A 17,401-nucleotide genomic window follows, 5' to 3' on the forward strand; every position below is an offset into this window, starting at 1 on the left:
ATCGTGCAGGCGTGGATGATCCCGATTGCCGCCGCGCTGGCTGGCGGCTTCGTCGTCGCGGTGGCGGCGGCGATCGCGTTTCGCGTGACGCGCAAGCGGCTCGTCGCGGCGATGGAGCGTGACGTGAACGCGTTGCGCGGCGCGCTCGACGCGGCCACCGCGAGGGCGGCAGAAGCGGCGTCGGCACATGCCGAGGCCGCCGACGCATGGGCGCAACGCGAGGCGCAGCTCGAGGATGCGCTGGCGCGCGAGGCATCCGCGGCCGGCACGCAGCGCGACGCGCTGCAGGCGCTGTCGGCGGACCGCGCCGCGCTCGCGCAGCATGCGATGAAGATCGCCGACGAAGCCGCGCGCTTGCGCGGGCTCGCCGGCACGTTCGAGCGCTGGCACGAGCAGATGATCTCGCTGACCACGCAGAACCAGGACATGCGCGCGAAGAACCAGGAGCTGTCGGCGATCGTCGCGCACGTGTCGATCGTGTCGCTGAACGCGTCGATCGAGGCGGCACGCGCGGGCACGGCCGGGCGCGGCTTCTCGATCGTAGCAAGCGAGGTGCGCGGGCTGGCCGCACGCTCGCAGCAGTTGTCGAACAGCTATCGCGACAGCCTGAACCGCAACGATCTCGTGACGGCCGCGACGTTCCAGGACATCCAGGCCGGCGGCAAGATGATCACGGCCGCGCTCGCGACCGTCGAGACGCTGGCCGGGCAGCTGCACGCGCGGATCGAAGGAGCGGCGGCGTGATCAGCGCGCAGGCGAAAGCCGGCTTCGAGCGGATCTTTTTCGACGCGGCGCGCACGCGGCTCGCGTCCGGCGGCGCGTGCGACATCCGGCCGTCGGGCGGCGATGCGCCCGATTCCGCGCGCGCGACTTCGCGATCGAAACCGAAGGTGCCCGAGTACGTCGTGGTACTGACGATCTCGGCGCTGCATTTCCGCCTGCTGCTCGCGCTGCGCTTCAGCGACGACGATGCGACGCGCGGCCATTTTGCCGGCGCGACGGCGGGCACGAGCGGCCAGCGGCCGCTGCCCGAAGCATTCATGGAAGTCGCGAACCTGTGCTGCGGTGCGATCAACCAGGCGCTGACCGTGTCGTTTCCCGATCTCGGGATGTCGACGCCTTCCCTGCTGAGCGGCGCGAGCATCGACTGGCTGCCCGCGCTCGCACCCGATTACGTGGGCGCCTACGACCTGACGCTCGACGGCGACGTGCGGGTCGGCGCGACGCTGTGCGTGTGCGCGAACGCACCGGTCGATTTCCATGTGCCGGAAACGGCCGCGGTAGATACCGGCGGCGAGCTCGAACTGTTCTGATCGACCATGAGGATCCCTTGAGATGACCGAAGACCAACCCGTCAGCAAGGTGCTCGTGCTCGACGACAGCCGCACGCACGCCGATGCGATCAAGCGTTTCTGCGACGAGCACAACCTGGTCGGCCTGACCGTGCGGCGCAGCCGGCTGCTGAAGGTGCTGCGCTCGAACATCGATCTCGGCGCGATCCTGCTCGCCGAGGATTACGGCGGCTCGCCGGTCGAGAGCGCGATCATCGCGACGCAGATCGACGCGCTGCGGCCCGAGCTGCCGATCATCCTGCGCCGCGAATCGCTCGCTTCGCGCGACGGGCTGCCCGACGCGCTCGCGCGGGTGGCATGCGCGGCCTACGCCGCGGACGACATGACGCCGCTCAAGCGCGCGATCGACGAATACCTGTTCGGCCGCGATTACCCGAACGCGCTCGTGCGTGGTATCTCGGAGATTACCGAGGCGCGCATCGACAGCCTGTTTCCGGGCATGACGATCGAGCACGAGACGCCGTGCATCGTCCGCGACCAGATCATCTTCGGCGAGGTGTTCAGCCTGATCGCGCTCGAAAGCGCGTGGTGCCGCGGCTACATGCTGCTGCAGACGAGCGAGCAGCCGCTGCTCGACATGATCGGCGGCACGCGTGGCGACGGCCGCGCGCCGGATTTCCGCGACGTGAACAGCGTGCTCGGCGAGCTGACCAACCTCGTATGGGGCGCGTTCAAGAACCGCTATCTCGGCGATGCCGAGGCGCTCGCGCGCCATCCGGTGCAGGTGCCGCTCGTCGTCAATCACAAGCAGAAGTTAATTTCGTTCGGCGGCGACTGTCCGCAGCTCTGCTTCAAGTACCGGATGACCGATCCGGCATCGGGGCGCTTCGTCTGTCTCGACCAGCGTTTCGTGTTCAGCCTGAGCTGGTCGCCGGAGGATTTCCGCGAATCGGTGCAGGACGTGGGGCCGATGGTCGAATCGGGTGAACTCGAACTGTTTTGAATTTTGAAGTCCGAAAGAAAGGAAGGGGAATACGACATGGCAAAGATTCTGGTGGTCGACGATTCGGGCACGGTGCGCGACGAGGTCGCGGGCTTCCTGCGCAATCACGGGCTCGACGTCGCGACGGCCGTCGACGGCAAGGACGGGCTCGCGAAGCTCAAGGCGACGCCCGGCGTGCGCCTGGTGATCAGCGACGTGAACATGCCGAACATGGACGGCCTGACGATGGTCGAGAAAATCCGCGGCGAACTGGCGAACACGGCCGTCAACGTCGTGATGCTGACGACCGAAAGCAGCCCGGCGATGAAGGAGCGCGGCAAGGCGGCCGGCGTGAAGGGCTGGATCGTGAAGCCGTTCAAGGGCGACGCGGTGCTCGACGCGCTGAAGAAGCTCGCGGGCTGACGCGCGTTTGGCTGGAGCGGGTCCGATACCGGTTCCGGTTCCGCGTTCGACGCTGCGGCTCGGGTTGCGCGGCCGCCACGGCGCGCCGCCGCGCACATCTGGCTGCGGAGACGACCGCGCGCGTCGCGAGCGGCGGGTAGTGCCTGATAGCGGCGAATAGCGCGCGCAATTTACAGCGCACTGCGATATCCGTATCCTGCCGGATGCCGAGGGCGGCGTGCCTGCGCGTCATGCGCATCACGCCCGGCATCCATAACAGTCGGGAACGGGATTCCAATGAAAATCAAAATCGGTCAGGCAGCGCCCGCGCGAGGCGCATGCGTGGCGCTGGTGGCCGCGCTGACGGGCGGATGCGCAAGCACCGGGCAGCAGGCCGGACAGCAGGCCGTCGCCGACAGCGGTTCGTCGTACACGTGCAATCGCACGCAAGCCGACGGGCAGGTGTCGGCCGGAGGGGGAGCCAACGGGTGCTATTTCGTGCTGCACGATCCCGCGACGAAACGGGTGCTGCCGAATACGCGCTATGCATTTGCGCTTTACACGAGCGCGGCCCGGAACACCAAGGAGCTCGAAGTCGAAGGCACGACCGACGAGAAGGGGCGCACGGCGTATGTGCGCTCCGCCGCGCCGATCGATGCTTCGCGCATGGTGCTCGTCAGCATGATCGGCATTGGCCCGACCGCGCGTATTCCGGTGCTGGTCCGGCCGACGGACGGCCGGCGCATCCCGTTCGCGGCTTACAAGGTCACGGGCTGCAACGGCCCGTACGAAGGTGTGACCGACGAAACGGGGCACGGCGTGATGTACCGCTGCAAGACACCGTCGAAGATCGACGTGTCGTTCCATCAGTCACGCCCGTAGGGCTGGCGACATGGTGCCAGCATCGTCTCACGCGACCGCACAGCACACGGAGAGGCTGATCGTGAAGGGCGTCTTTTTTACCGTGGTGGGCACGTGCATGCTGATCGGCGTCGTCATGTATGCGCAATCGACGCGCGAGTTCCTGCGGACGTCGGTCGTCGTGCCGGGCCACGTCGTCAGGCTGAACGCGGGCCCGCATCATCCGGAGATCGCGTTCACGACGCTCGCGGGCGAGCATGTCGAATACCCGCAGGGCGGCGACGTCAGCGTGAAGGACGGCGCGACGGTCGAGGTGCGCTACGCGCCGGAGGCGCCCGCGATGACCGCGCGAATGAATACGTTCGGCGCGATCTGGGGCGACGTGCTGACCTTTGGTGTCATGGGTGCGGTCTTTTTCCTGGCCGGTATCGGGCACCTTTGGTCGGGCGTGCGCGCATGGCACAGCGGGCGCACGCGCGCTTGAGCGCTTGAGCGCCGGCGCCGGTGCCACGCGACTGGACGCCGCACGGAATGTGGAGGACCATTTCATTGGTACGCCGCGAACGCGCGTGCACCATCGCTGCCCGTTCGTGCCGCCCCCAATCCTGCCGAACCCCGTCGAGCGGAACATCATGGAACCCGATCAAGAGACTGCCGAGCCGATCCTGTTGCGCGAGGTGCGCGACGGCGTCGTCACGCTGCGGCTGAACCGGCCGCAGCAGTTCAACGCGTTGTCCGAAGCGATGCTCGCGAGCCTGTACGACGCGTTCGGTGTGCTGGCGGCCGATCCGCACGTGCGCTGCGTCGTGCTGGCCGCGCAAGGCAAGGCGTTCTGCGCGGGCCACGACCTGCGGCAGATGCGCGGCAAGCCGGAACTCGACTACTACCGCGCGCTGTTCGCGCAGTGCAGCCGCGTGATGCTCGCGATGCGCGCGTTGCCGGTGCCGGTGATCGCGCGCGTGCAAGGCATCGCGACGGCGGCCGGCTGCCAGCTCGTCGCCGCGTGCGATCTGGCGATCGCGGCCGACACCGCGCGTTTCGCGGTATCGGGCATCAACGTCGGGCTGTTCTGTTCGACGCCGGCCGTCGCGCTGAGCCGCAACGTCACGGCGAAGCGCGCGTTCGACATGCTCGTGACCGGGCGCTTCGTCGATGCGGCGACGGCCGCCGCGTGGGGGCTCGTCAACGAGGCCGTGCCCGAGGACGCGCTCGACGTGGCCGTCGCGCGCAAGGTCGCTGAGATCGTCGCGAAGAGCCCGGCCGCGGTGCGCTACGGCAAGCAGATGTTCTATCGCCAGCGCGAGTTGCCGCTCGATGAAGCGTATGCGTATGCGGGCGACGTGATGGCCCGCAATATGATGGAAGAGGATGCGGGCGAAGGGATCGACGCGTTCCTCGAGAAGCGGAAGCCGACGTGGCGTTCGTAGTACACCGCCGGATAGGCAGGTCGAGCGGAGCGGAACGGAACGGCTGTAACACACGCGTATTCTCCGGCTCGGGTTTCCCGTCCGCCGGAACGCAAACGGGCCGCCCGAGGCGGCCCGCAAGTGAAGCGGCATGCGTGGCGGCGCGGTAGTGCGTCGCAGCATCGACGTCGATCAGCGTCCGTAGCTCCCGGTCCGCAGCGCCGGCTGCGCGGTCGATGCGCCGGGCGGCACGATCACGACCGGCACGCGGCGCGCGAGCGCGCACATCAACTCATAGCCGATCGTGCCGCTGGCTTCCGCGACATCATCCACCTTCACCTGGTCGCCCCACAGCTCGACGCTCGACCCGATGCCCGCGTTCGGGCACGGTGTCAGGTCGACGGTCAGCATGTCCATCGACACGCGGCCGACGATGCGCGTCATCACGCCGTCCACCGCGATCGGCGTGCCGGTCGGCGCGTGGCGCGGATAGCCGTCCGCGTAGCCGCACGCGACGACGCCGATCCGCATCGGCCGGTCGGCGGTGAAGCGGCGGCCGTAACCGACGGTTTCGTCCGGCGACAGCGTCTGCACGCCGATGATCTTGCTCGTCAGCGTCATCGCGGCCATCAGCGGCGTGTCGGCGATATGCCGCGCCGCACCGGTCGGCGACGCGCCGTACAGGATCGTGCCGGGCCGCACCCAGTCGCGGTGCGCGCGCGGATGCCACAGCACGGCCGCCGAATTCGACACCGAGCGCTCGCCCGGAATCCCGGCCGTGGTCGCATCGAATTGATCGAGCTGCCAGTCGACCTCGCCTTCGTCGGCGTTCGCGAAATGCATCATCAGCGTGATCTTGCCGATCGACGGTGCGCTCGCCGCGCGCTCCCACGCAGCGCGGAACGCGGCGGGCCGGTAGCCGAGCCGGTTCATCCCGGAATTCATCTTGAGCTGGATGTCGATCGGTTGCTGCGGCTTCGCCGCGATCAGCAGGTCGAGCTGCTCGTCGCAGTGCACGGCCACCGTCAGCCGGTGGCGATCGGCCAGCTCGACGTCGGCCGGCTCGAAGATCCCTTCGAGCAGCAGCACGGGCTTGTCCCAGCCGAGTTCGCGCACGCGCACGGCTTCGTCGAGATCGAGCAGACCGATGCCGTCGGCGGCCGCGAGGCCCGGGTAGATCCGCTCGATGCCGTGGCCGTATGCGTTGGCCTTGATTACGGCCCACACGCGCGATTGCGCGGCGGTGCGGCGGATGAAGTCGAGGTTGTGACGGATGGCGTCGGGGCGGATAAGGGCGACGATGGGACGGGGCATGGTGATGGCTCGGGTCGGATGTCGTTCGGCGCGCGGCGGCGCGCCCGGATCGGCAGGCTGGCGCGGTTATGCGCCAAGCCAGTGTTGAGCGCTATCTTATTGGTGTTCGACCAGTTTTAATTAACGTATTTGTCGACGATTTGGTGGAAATTTGGGTGGCGGACCACGCCGGCCGCAGCCGTCGGCGGCCCGTGCAGCCGAGTCTCCCGTCTAGAAAACCGGTGCGCGAACCGCGCGTCGCGATGCTAAGCTCTCGGCGATCTTGTCATTGAGTAATGTAATCATAAAGGAGGAGACTTTGATGACGACGTCCCAGCTGTGCCTGTTCATCGTGGCGCTGTTGCCGTTCCCGCTGACGTTCCTGGCCAAGGCGCGCAAGGGCTACGACAACCGTACGCCGCGCGACTACCTGGCGAAACTCGAAGGCTGGCGCGCGCGGGCGCAGGCCGCGCACCAGAACGCGTGGGAAGCGCTTGCGCTGTTCACGGCCGCGCTGGTGGTCGCGTGGCACAACGGCGCGAACGCGCATCACGTCGACCAGCTCGCGATGGGTTTCGTCGCGATCCGCGTTGTTTATACGCTGATGTACCTGCTGAACTGGGCGTCGCTGCGTTCGCTCGTGTGGTTCGGGGGGATGGCGTGCGTCGTCGCGCTGTTCTTCGCCACGCCGTGAGCGGCCGGTGAGCAGGCGGTGCCGGCGGTACTATGCGCCGCCCGCGCCGCGCGCGTGACTGTCGTTGGATGCGGGCGCAACGATCTTGGCGACGAACGGCGGCGCATCCGCTTCGCGGCGCAGGAACGCGATCAGCGGATCGAGCAGCCGGTGCCGCGTCGACGGATGGCGGCGCAGCACGAAGCGCCATGACGCATCGCGCTGGAGGCCCGGCACCAGCGGCACCAGACGCCCGCTGCGCAGTTCGGGCTCGATGAGCGGCACGCGGCCGAGCGCGATGCCCGCACCGCCCACCGCCGCGCCGATCACCTGGCTGAAACTGCTGTAGCGAACGATCTTCGTTTCGAAATCGTCCGGCAAGCCGAACTCCGATGCCCAGTTGCGCCAGTCGATCTCGGGGCTGTTTTCGTGCATCTCCTGCAGCAGCCGCGAACGGCACACGTACCCCGATGCGTACGGATAGAGCTCGGGGCTGCATACCGGAAACACGGTCTCCCGCATCAGCACGTCGTCGTCGGCCCGCAGCCGGTGCGCGGGCACGTGCACGATAGCCAGATCGATGCCGCTGCGCGCGAAATCCGGTTCATCTTCGAGCACGACGGCATGCAGCGGCGTTTCGGGATGAAGCGACGAGAATTCCGCGAGACGGCGTGCGAGCCACATCGACGAAAACGGCGCATTGGCGGAAACGGTGAGCCGTTGCGCGGTGCCGCGAATCTCGGCACAGGCGTCGGTCAGGCGCGACAGCGCGTCACTGACGGCCGGCAGCAGGCGTGCGCCGGCCGGCGTGAGGCCGATGCCGCCGAGCCCCGTGCTGCGTTCGAGCAGCCGTGCACCGAGCGATTCCTCGAGCGCGCGGATCTGGTGGCTGACCGCGCTGGTCGATACGTTCAGCTCGGCCGCCGCGCGCGCGAACCCGCCGAGGCGGACAGCCGCCTCGAAAGCACGCAGTGCGCTGAGGGGAGGAAGGTGCGACATGCGGGGTATTGTAGTTGACTCAACACCCGTTGAAAAATCATCGTTTGCCGCGCGCGGGCCGCGCGGGTAGCCTCGATCCGGTCAAGAAAAACCGCACCAAAACACCGACTGGAGGGCTTCATGTATTTCGACCGACGACTATGGGCAATGATGGCGGGATTGCGCGGGCGGGTGGCCGCGGCGGTCGCGCTCGGGCTGCTCGCGATGGGTGTCGGCATCCTCCGTTTCGTGTTCCTCGGCCGCGTGCTGGCGCTGGTCTTTTCCGGCGCGCCGGTGCGCAGCATCGTCGAAGCCGTCGTTGCAACGGCGGCTTGCGTGCTGCTGCGTGCGTGGCTCGATCATCGCCGCACGGTGCTCGCGCAGCACACGGCCGGGCGCGTACAAGCCACGCTGCGCGCGCGGCTGTTCGACCGGATCGCCGCGCTCGGCCCCGCATGGTTCAGCGGCGAACGCACGGGCGGCGTGATGCTGGCCGTCGTCGACGGCGTCGAGCAACTGCAGACTTTCTTCGGCGTCTACCTGCCGCAGCTCGTGATCGCCGCGTGCGCGCCGGTGATGATCTTCGCGGTGCTCGCGTGGTGGGACGTGCCAACGGCCGCGATCCTGCTGGTCGCGGCGCTCGTCACGCTCGCACTGCCGCAGCTCGTGCATCGCGCCGACCAGCGCGCGGCGCTCGCACGCTCGGCCGCCTTCAAGGCGTTCGGCGAGGAGTTTCTCGATGCGGTGCAGGGCCTGCCGACATTGAAGGCGTTCGGGCAGAGCACCGCGTTCGGCGCGAAGCTGGCCGCGAAGGCGCGCGCGTTGTCCGACAGCACGTTCTGGGTGCTCGCGCTCGGCCTGCTGACGCGGCTCTTCACCGATCTCGGCACCGGCCTCGGCGCGGCCGCGGCGATCGTGGTCGGCGCGTGGCGCGTGCGGCACGGCGACATGAGCCTCGAGGCGCTGCTGATCGTGCTGATGGCCGGCAGCGAAATCTTCCGGCCGCTGCGCGACCTGCGCGCGGTGCTGCATCAGGGAATGATCGGCCAGTCGGCGGCGAATGCGATCCACGCGCTGTTCGACGCGGGCAGCCACGCGCCGGCCGCCCACGCGCCGCGCGTGACGGGCTTGCGTCCGGAGATCGCGTTCGACCGCGTCAGCTTCGCGTATCCGGGGCGCCGTGCGGACGCGCATGCGGCGCTGAGCTTCTCGGTTCGTGAAGGCGAAACGGTGGCGATCGTCGGCCCGAGCGGTGCGGGCAAGTCGACCATCGTGCGCCTGCTGTTGCGCCAGCACGATGCGCAGGGCGGCGCGATCCGCATCGGCGGCCATGACGTGCGCACGCTCGGCGCCGACCAGGTGCGCGAGATGATCGCGGTCGTCGCGCAGGATGCGACGCTGTTCGACGGCAGCGTCGCCGACAACCTGCGGCTCGGCCGCCCCGACGCGAGCGACGCGGACATGATCGCGACCGCGCGCGCCGCCAACGCGCACGATTTCATCTCGGCGCTGCCCGACGGTTACGCGACGCGCATCGGCGAACGCGGGCTGATGCTGTCAGGCGGCCAGCGCCAGCGCATCGCGATTGCCCGCGCACTGCTGCGCGATGCACCGATCCTGCTGCTCGACGAGGCGCTGTCGTCGGTCGACGCGGAGAACGAAGCGCTGATCCAGCAGGCGCTCGACCGGCTCACGCGCGGGCGGACAACGCTCGTGCTCGCGCACCGGCTGTCCAGCGTGATCGGCGCCGACCGCATCCTGGTGCTCGACCAGGGGCAGGTGGTCGACGAAGGGACGCACGCGGCGCTGATCGCGCGCGACGGCCCGTATCGCCGGCTGATGGGGCCGCAACTGGAGGCAGTCGCCGAAACGGTCGGCGCGGCGGCGACGGCCGGCGCCACCGCTCGTGCGTCGTCGGGCCCGCAGGTCAGGCCGCTGAACGACGACGCGGCGACGATCGGCTGGCCGGAAACGTTGCGGACGCTGCTGCGCTTCGTGCGTCCATGGAAGGGCAAGGTCGCGCTGACCGTGCTGTTCGGGATCGGCCGCGTGCTCGCGTTCATCGGCGTCGGCGTGATCGGCGCGCTGGTGGTCGGCGCCGTGTCGGCCGGTCACGCGAGCACCGCGCTCGTCGTGGCGCTGCTCGCGATCGCGCCGGTGGCGGCCGTGCTGCACTGGCTCGAATCGTGGCTCGCACACGACATGGCATACAGGCTGCTCGCGGAAATGCGCATCGCGCTGTTCGCGACGCTCGAACGCCTCGCGCCGGCCGGGCTGCTGCGCCGCCGCTCCGGCGATCTCGTCGCGCTCGCGACGCAGGACGTGGAGACGGTCGAGTATTTCTATGCGCATACGCTGGCACCCGCGTTCGTCGCGGTACTCGTGCCGGCCGGCGTGCTGGTGCTGCTCGCGTCGGTCGCGTGGCCGCTCGCGCTCGTGCTGCTGCCGTTCCTGCTGTGGGCCGGGCTGGCACCCGTGCTGGCTCGCCGCGACGTCGACCGGCTCGGCACCGGCGCGCGCGAAGCGCTCGGCCAGCTTGGCGCGCACCTGACCGAAACGATCCAGGGGCTCGCGGAGCTGACCGCGTTCCAGGCGATCGCGCGCCGGCGCGAAGCGTTCGTGGCCGAGGTCGATGCGTACCGGAAGCAGCGCGCGAAGCTGCTCGACGACCTGTCGACGCAAAGCGCCGCGCTGGAAATCGCGAGCGGGCTCGGCGGGCTGGCCGTCGCGGCGCTCGGTGCGCTGCTGTGCGCGCGCGGCTGGTTTCCGCGCGAGTCGTTGCCGCTGCTGGTGCTGGTCGCGGTGGCCGCGTTCATGCCGGTTGCCGAAATCGGCCAGGTCGCGCGCCAGCTCGCCGACACGATCGCGTCGACGCGACGGTTGCGCGCGCTCGAGAAGGAGCCCGTGACTGTGACGGACGGCACGCAGCCGATGCCCGGCAACCCGGCGGTGCGCTTCGAGGAAACGCGCTTCACGTATCCGGGCCGCGGCGTGCCCGCGATCGACCGAGTGAGTTTCGAGGTGCCGCCCGGCAGCACGGTCGCGCTGGTCGGCGCGTCGGGCGCCGGCAAGTCGACGGTCGCGAGCCTGCTGCTGCGCTTCTGGGATCCGCAGCATGGTCGCGTGACGCTCGGCGGCGTCGACCTGCGCGACCTGCGGCTCGACGACCTGCGGCAGCACATTGCGCTGGTTGCGCAGGATACCTATCTGTTCAACGATACGCTCGAAGCGAACATCCGGCTCGCCGCGAGCGACGCTTCAGACGCGGACGTGCAGCGTGCGATCGATCATGCGGCGCTCGGCGATTTCGTCGCGCGGCTGCCGGACGGGCTCGCGACGCGCGTCGGCGAGCGCGGCGTGCAGCTGTCGGGCGGGCAGCGCCAGCGCGTTGCGATCGCGCGTGCGTTCCTGAAGGATGCGCCGGTGCTGATCCTCGACGAGGCGACGTCCCACCTGGACACGATCAGCGAGCAGCAGATTCGCACGGCGCTGGACGACCTGATGACGCAACGGACGTCGATCATCATTGCGCACCGGTTGTCGACCGTGCGCAATGCCGACACGATCCTCGTGATCGAGCAGGGCCGCGTCATCGAGGCCGGGCGTCATGCGGAACTGATGGCGCGGCAGGGTGCGTATGCGCGGCTCGTGTCGCATCAGGCGAGCGGGGTGGCGGCGTGATCGGCGCTGCATCGGCGTGCCGCCGGCCGGTATTGACGTGCGAATCCCACGACGTTCGTTGAACCGCGCCGGCGGTTGCCGGCTTCGCGGGCACGGCCGCTCCGGCATGCCGCCGCGTTGAATTGCTGCTGACACGCTGCACGAACGCACGAACGAGCGAAAGAGCGAAAGAGCGAAAGAGCGAAAGAGCGAAAGAGCGAAAGAGCGAAAGAGCGAAAGAGCGAACGAGCGGGCGGATCTTGGCGAGTGCGTTCGCGGTTGCGCTGTCGCCATCCCGTCGCGCTTGTTGCACGTGACGGCAAACCTGCCGGCGCGCACCAAGCACAGGCCATCCACTCTTCACGTCCAGCCATCCGCCCGCGCGGCACGACCCGGCCCGGGCGCTCCGCCCCGCCCATCTCCCCATTCCTCCGATCTATCCGGCCCGCGCGGCCCGGGTTTGTCTCGATGAAATTCCCCGGTGCGTACTTTTTTGTTGTCGTAGTATCGCCGTTGACAACACATGTTGCACTAATGTCTAATTCGACATCGCATGTTGCGGTGCTGCTTGATGTCGTCGTTCCCGCCGGCCGGCTGGCCGGCAACATCGCCCAATCATGCGGAGAGAAACCATGAGTCGCCGTTCCTTCCTGAAAGCCGTCGCGGTCGTTGCCGCGCTCGGCGCAAGCCTCGCGCACGCGGATACCAAGACGCTCGTCGTCGGGACCGATACGTCGTTCATGCCGTTCGAGTTCAAGCAGGGCGACAAGTATGTCGGTTTCGATCTCGACCTGTGGGCGGAGATCGCGAAGGACCAGGGCTGGAAATACACGATCCAGCCGATGGATTTCGCGGGCCTGATCCCGGCGCTGCAGACGCAGAACATCGACGTCGCGCTGTCGGGGATGACGATCAAGGAGGAGCGCAAGAAAGCGATCGACTTCTCCGCGCCGTACTACGACAGCGGCCTCGCGGCGATGGTGCAGACCGGCAACACGACGATCAAGTCGATCGACGACCTGAACGGCAAGGTGATCGCCGCGAAGACGGGCACCGCGACGATCGACTGGATCAAGGCGCACCTGAAGCCGAAGGAAATCCGCCAGTTCCCGAACATCGACCAGGCCTACCTCGCGCTTGAAGCGGGCCGTGTCGACGCGGCGATGCACGACACGCCGAACGTGCTGTTCTTCGTGAACAACGAAGGCAAGGGCAAGGTGCAGGTCGCGGGCCAGCCGGTCAGCGGCGACAAGTACGGGATGGGTTTCCCGAAAGGCAGCCCGCTCGTGCCGAAGGTCAACGCGTCGCTCGTGAAGATCAAGGCCGATGGTCGTTACGCGCAGATCTACAAGAAGTGGTTCGGCGCCGAGCCGCCGAAGATGTGAGCGTGACGCCGCAACAGCGCGCGGCCGTGCGGCCGCGCCGGTCTTGATTCGAACGGGGAGCGACAAGTGAATTTCGATTGGTCGGCGATCTGGGCGGCGTTGCCGGACCTGATGGACGGGGTCCGGTTGACGGTGTTCATCGCATTTTTCGGGCTGGTGGGCGGTTTCATCGTCGGGATGATCGCGGGCATGTTCCGCGCATACGGACCGAAGGCGATGAACGTGCTCGCACAGGTCTACATTGAATTGATTCGCGGCACGCCGATCGTCGTGCAGGTGATGTTCCTGTATTTCGCGCTGCCGTTGCTCGCGCACATCCGCATCGACGGCCTGACGGCCGCGATCATCGCGATCACGGTGAATTCCGGTGCGTATCTCGCCGAAGTGGTGCGCGGCGCGCTGCTGTCGATCCCGAAGGGGCTGACGGAAGCGGGGCTCGCGATGGGCTTGTCGATGCCGCGCGTGCTGCTGAAGGTGGTCGGGCCGCTGGCGTTCCGGCGGCTGATTCCGCCGCTCGGCAACCAGTGCATCGTGAGCCTGAAGGACACGTCGCTGTTCATCGTGATCGGCGTCGGCGAACTGACGCGCAAGGGCCAGGAAATCATCGCGGGCAACTTCCAGGCGGTCGAGATCTGGAGCGCGGTGGCTGTCATCTACCTGCTGCTGACCGGCGCGATGACGCTGACGCTGCGGCTCGTCGAAAAGCGGATGAGGATCCTATGAGCATGATCGAATTCCAGAACGTGTCGAAGAGCTTCGGCCACGTACCGGTGCTGAAGCACATCGACCTGAAGATCGACGCGGGCGAAGTGGTTGTCGTGATCGGTCCGTCGGGGTCGGGCAAATCGACGATGCTGCGCTGTATCAACGCGCTCGAGAAAATCACCGGCGGCGAACTGCTCGTCGACGGCCAGAGCGTGCGCGGCAACGCGACGACGATCCGCAATATCCGGCTCGAAGCGGGCATGGTGTTCCAGCAGTTCAACCTGTTTCCGCAAATGACCGCGCTCGAGAACGTGATGTTCGGGCCGACCCAGGTGCGCGGCGCATCGCGCGCCGAAGCACGCGACCAGGCGATGGCGCTGCTCGACAAGGTCGGCCTCGAATCGCGCGCGAATCATTACCCGTCGGAGCTGTCGGGCGGCCAGCAGCAGCGCGTCGCGATCGCGCGCGCGCTCGCGATCCGGCCGCGGCTGATGCTGTTCGACGAGCCGACGTCGGCGCTCGATCCGGAATTGCGCCACGAAGTGCTGAAAGTGATGCAGGATCTTGCTACCGAAGGGATGACGATGATCGTCGTCACGCACGAGATCGGCTTCGCGAAGCGGGTCGGCACGCGCCTGCTGTTCATGGAGCAGGGCGGCATCGCCGAGGACGGCCATCCGGTCGACCTGATCGACCGGCCACCGACGCCGCGCCTGAAGGAGTTCCTGAAACACGTGTCCTGAACGAAACCGAAACATTCGACATGCCGCTTTCCCTTACCCCCGTCATCGCCGGCGCGCCGTTCGATATCGGCGTGCGCCTCGGCGAGCTCGCCCGTCCCGTGTTCGATGCGTACATGCAGCAGAGCAGCGCGTGGCAGGCCGTGCGCCGCTGGCGCGGCCATCCGTTCGTCGATGCGCTGCGGCAGGCCGCGCTGGCCGCGTACCCCGATCTCGTCGCGGAACTGGACGGGATCGCGGCGGGCATCGGCTGGCCGGCCGAGGACATCTTCCTGTGGAACTGCCGCGGCGAGCTGATCCACAACGCGCCGGACGGTTGCACGACGCTCGCCGCGCGCGGCGCGGACGGCACCCGCTGGATCGCGCACAATGAGGACGGCGACCCGTTCCTGCGCGAGCGCTGCCTGCTCGTCGACGTGCAGCCTGCGGGCAAGCCGGGCTTCATCAGTTTCTACTACCCCGGTTCGCTGCCGGGCCATACGTTTGCCGTGAACCGCGCGGGCATCGCGCAGGCGATCAACAATCTGCGGATTCGCACGCCGGCACCAGGCGTGCCGCGGATGATCCTCGCACGCGCCGTGCTCGACGCGACGTCGCTCGACGCGGCGGCCGACGTGCTGCGCTTGCATGCACGCGCGAGCGGCTTTCATCACACGCTCGGCGCGACCGGCGATGCGCGGCTGCTGAGCATCGAAGCGAGCGCCGCGCGCTGTTCGGTGATCGATGTCGCGCGGCTCGCGGGTCATGCGAACCATCTCGTGCATCCCGGTTGCGAAGCAGAAGCACAGATCGTCACGCAGTCGTCGGCCGACCGCCAGCGGCGCGTCGATACACTGACGCTCGGCATCGACGCGATCGACGAAGCCGCGCTGCTGCGCGTGCTCGGTGATCGCGCACCGGAAGGGCTGCCGATCTACCGCGACGATCCGGCCGACCCCGACGACGAGAACACGCTCGCAACCGCGGTGTTCGCGATCGGCGCGGCGGCGATCGATTTCACCATTCACCAGCACGGCACGCAGCGCTTCGCGACGCGCATCGTGCCGTCCGGGCGCGCGCACGGCGCGTCCTGATCCATGAGGCAACGCATGACGACCGTTTTCCATCGCGCTCCGCGCGCGACCTTGCCCGTTGCCGTCGCAGGCGACGGCATCGAGATCATCGATTCGACCGGCAAACGCTATATCGACGCATGCGGCGGCGCAGCCGTCTCGTGTCTCGGCCACAGCAACCAGCGCGTGATCGACGCGATCAAGCGGCAGGTGCAGCAACTGCCGTACGCGCATACGTCGTTCTTCACGACCGACGTGGCCGAGGAACTGGCCGACCGGCTCGTCGACGGCGCGCCGGCCGGCCTCGAACACGTGTATTTCGTATCGGGCGGCTCCGAGGCGATCGAGGCCGCGCTGAAGCTCGCGCGGCAGTATTTCGTCGAGAAGGGCGAGCCGCAGCGCCGCCATTTCATCGCGCGGCGCCAGAGCTATCACGGCAACACGCTCGGCGCGCTCGCGATCGGCGGCAACGCGTGGCGGCGCGAGCCGTTCCTGCCGCTGCTGATCGAAGCGCATCACGTGAGCCCGTGTTATGCGTATCGCGACCAGCAGGCGGGAGAAAGCGACGAAGCGTATGCGCAGCGCCTGGCGGACGAGATCGAGCAGAAGATCGTCGAACTCGGCGCGGAAAACGTCGCGGCGTTCGTTGCGGAAACGGTGGTGGGCGCAACGGCCGGCGCGGTGCCGCCGGTGCGCACGTACCTGAAGAAGATTCGTGCGGTGTGCGACAAGTACGGTGTACTGCTGATTCTCGACGAGATCATGTCGGGGATGGGGCGCACGGGCTACCTGTACGCGTGCGATGAAGACGGCGTCGCACCCGATCTGCTGACGATCGCGAAAGGGCTCGGCGCGGGCTACCAGCCGATCGGCGCGACGCTCGTCAGCGACCGCATCTACCGGACGATCGTCGACGGGTCGGGCTTCTTCCAGCACGGTCACACGTACCTCGGCCACGCGACCGCATGCGCGGCCGCGCTCGAAGTGCAGCGCGTGATCGCCGAAGAAAAACTGCTCGACAACGTGAAGGCGCGCGGCGAGCAGTTGCGCGCGTCGCTGCGCGAGCACTACGGTGCGCACCCGCATGTCGGCGACGTGCGCGGCCGCGGGCTGTTCGTCGGCGTCGAGCTCGTGCGCGATCGCGACAGCAAGGCGACGTTCGATCCCGCGCTGAAGCTGCACGCGGCGGTCAAGCGCGAAGCGATGCAGCGCGGCTTGATGGTGTATCCGATGGGCGGGACGATCGACGGCGTCCACGGCGATCACATCCTGATCGCGCCGCCGTTCATCTGCACCGCGCAGCAGATCGATACGATCGTCGAGCGGCTGTCGGGCGCTATCGACGCGGCGCTTGCCGCGGCCGGCGCGTGACGGCATCGATGCACTGAACTTCACCGGATCATCACCATGACAGACAGACTGCCACCGTTCGATCCCGCGTCGGCCTCCGATGCACAGAAAGCCGTGCTGGCCGATATTCTCAGCGGCCCGCGCGGCAACCTGAACGGGCCGTTTCTCGGCTGGATCGCGAGCCCCGAGTTGGCCCAGCACGCGCAGAAGCTCGGTGCGTTCTGCCGCTATCGCACGGGCCTGCCGCTGCGGCTGTCGGAGCTCGCGATTCTCGTGACGGCCGCGCGCTGGCGCTCGCAGGCCGAGTGGCACATCCACCATCCGATCGCACTCGACGCGGGCGTACCGGCCGCGACCGCAGACGCGATCCGGCGCGGCGTCGAACCTGCATTCGAGTCGGACGACGATGCGCTGATCCATGCGTTCGCGAGCGAGCTGTACGACACGCGGCGCGTCAGCGACGCGACGTTCGCGCGCGCGCAAGCGCGTTTCGGCCACGAAACCGTCGTGAATCTCGTTGCGCTGCTCGGCTATTACGCGCTCGTCGCGATGACGCTGAACACGTTCGGCATGCGCGCGGACGGGCAAACCGATTTGCCGTTTCCGGAGTAATCGCCGTGCA

The 17,401-nt window shown here is 68.0% G+C and carries 17 protein-coding genes; 15 read left to right on the forward strand and 2 right to left on the reverse strand.

The genetic code is table 11. From position 1 onward, the window contains the following. Positions 1–15 precede the first annotated feature (15 nt). The 7 genes from KVT39_RS27385 (at position 16) to KVT39_RS27415 (ending at position 4,964) form a co-directional block, all read left to right on the forward strand. Positions 16–744, forward strand: coding sequence for a methyl-accepting chemotaxis protein (locus KVT39_RS27385; RefSeq protein ID WP_217590678.1), 729 nt, complete (start codon positions 16–18; stop codon positions 742–744). Further along, positions 741–1,313 carry a hypothetical protein gene (locus KVT39_RS27390; protein WP_217590644.1) on the forward strand — a complete coding sequence of 191 codons (573 nt, stop codon included), beginning with the start codon at positions 741–743 and terminating at the stop codon, positions 1,311–1,313. The genes KVT39_RS27385 and KVT39_RS27390 overlap by 4 nt, the downstream gene beginning before the upstream one ends. Positions 1,314–1,335: 22 nt before the next feature. Then, positions 1,336–2,295 (forward strand): chemotaxis protein CheX, encoded by a 960-nt coding sequence (locus tag KVT39_RS27395; RefSeq protein ID WP_217590645.1) that lies wholly within the window; start codon positions 1,336–1,338, stop codon positions 2,293–2,295. 36 nt (positions 2,296–2,331) lie between these two features. Then, the gene (locus KVT39_RS27400; RefSeq protein ID WP_006486240.1) at positions 2,332–2,697 is read left to right on the forward strand and encodes a response regulator; all 366 of its coding nucleotides are present in this window, start codon (positions 2,332–2,334) and stop codon (positions 2,695–2,697) included. Between the two features lie 276 nt (positions 2,698–2,973). Continuing rightward, positions 2,974–3,558, forward strand: a complete 585-nt coding sequence (locus KVT39_RS27405) for a hypothetical protein (protein WP_217590646.1) — start codon at positions 2,974–2,976, stop codon at positions 3,556–3,558. A gap of 10 nt (positions 3,559–3,568) precedes the next feature. Further along, positions 3,569–4,021 carry a DUF3592 domain-containing protein gene (locus KVT39_RS27410; protein WP_131946190.1) on the forward strand — a complete coding sequence of 151 codons (453 nt, stop codon included), beginning with the start codon at positions 3,569–3,571 and terminating at the stop codon, positions 4,019–4,021. Between the two features lie 148 nt (positions 4,022–4,169). Beyond that, entirely contained in the window at positions 4,170–4,964 is a 795-nt protein-coding gene (locus KVT39_RS27415) for an enoyl-CoA hydratase (RefSeq protein ID WP_051983624.1), read from the forward strand. A 171-nt stretch (positions 4,965–5,135) separates the two neighbouring features. On the opposite strand, the gene alr is transcribed toward KVT39_RS27415, so the two are convergent. Next, complete coding sequence (alr, locus tag KVT39_RS27420; protein WP_217590647.1) at positions 5,136–6,257, reverse strand: alanine racemase; 1,122 nt, start codon at positions 6,255–6,257, stop codon at positions 5,136–5,138. A 301-nt stretch (positions 6,258–6,558) separates the two neighbouring features. Here alr and KVT39_RS27425 point away from each other — a divergent pair, with 301 nt between their 5' ends. After that, complete coding sequence (locus tag KVT39_RS27425; RefSeq protein ID WP_105392154.1) at positions 6,559–6,930, forward strand: MAPEG family protein; 372 nt, start codon at positions 6,559–6,561, stop codon at positions 6,928–6,930. A 30-nt stretch (positions 6,931–6,960) separates the two neighbouring features. On the opposite strand, the gene KVT39_RS27430 is transcribed toward KVT39_RS27425, so the two are convergent. After that, complete coding sequence (locus tag KVT39_RS27430) at positions 6,961–7,908, reverse strand: LysR family transcriptional regulator (RefSeq protein ID WP_105392155.1); 948 nt, start codon at positions 7,906–7,908, stop codon at positions 6,961–6,963. Between the two features lie 120 nt (positions 7,909–8,028). Here KVT39_RS27430 and KVT39_RS27435 point away from each other — a divergent pair, with 120 nt between their 5' ends. From KVT39_RS27435 to KVT39_RS27465, 7 genes are all read left to right on the forward strand, one after another. Then, on the forward strand, positions 8,029–11,568 hold the full coding sequence (locus KVT39_RS27435) for an ABC transporter ATP-binding protein (protein WP_217590648.1): 3,540 nt from the start codon (positions 8,029–8,031) through the stop codon (positions 11,566–11,568). Positions 11,569–12,179: 611 nt separating this feature from the next. Beyond that, entirely contained in the window at positions 12,180–12,932 is a 753-nt protein-coding gene (gene glnH, locus KVT39_RS27440; RefSeq protein WP_047903570.1) for a glutamine ABC transporter substrate-binding protein GlnH, read from the forward strand. A gap of 66 nt (positions 12,933–12,998) precedes the next feature. Further along, a complete protein-coding gene (gene glnP / locus KVT39_RS27445) occupies positions 12,999–13,655 on the forward strand; it encodes a glutamine ABC transporter permease GlnP (RefSeq protein WP_034179830.1) in 657 nt (218 codons plus the stop codon). After that, positions 13,652–14,380: a glutamine ABC transporter ATP-binding protein GlnQ gene (glnQ, locus tag KVT39_RS27450; RefSeq protein WP_217590649.1), complete on the forward strand. Its 729-nt coding sequence runs from the start codon at positions 13,652–13,654 to the stop codon at positions 14,378–14,380. Before glnP ends, glnQ begins: the two co-directional genes overlap by 4 nt. A 20-nt stretch (positions 14,381–14,400) precedes the next feature. Beyond that, entirely contained in the window at positions 14,401–15,450 is a 1,050-nt protein-coding gene (locus tag KVT39_RS27455; RefSeq protein WP_217590650.1) for a C45 family peptidase, read from the forward strand. 15 nt (positions 15,451–15,465) lie between these two features. Then, positions 15,466–16,800 carry an aspartate aminotransferase family protein gene (locus KVT39_RS27460; protein WP_034179827.1) on the forward strand — a complete coding sequence of 445 codons (1,335 nt, stop codon included), beginning with the start codon at positions 15,466–15,468 and terminating at the stop codon, positions 16,798–16,800. 36 nt (positions 16,801–16,836) lie between these two features. Beyond that, a complete protein-coding gene (locus KVT39_RS27465) occupies positions 16,837–17,391 on the forward strand; it encodes a carboxymuconolactone decarboxylase family protein (protein ID WP_131945776.1) in 555 nt (184 codons plus the stop codon). Positions 17,392–17,401: the final 10 nt, after the last annotated feature.

It is taken from the genome of Burkholderia sp. GbtcB21, from assembly GCF_019091065.1.
In the GTDB taxonomy this organism is placed as follows: domain Bacteria; phylum Pseudomonadota; class Gammaproteobacteria; order Burkholderiales; family Burkholderiaceae; genus Burkholderia; species Burkholderia pyrrocinia_C.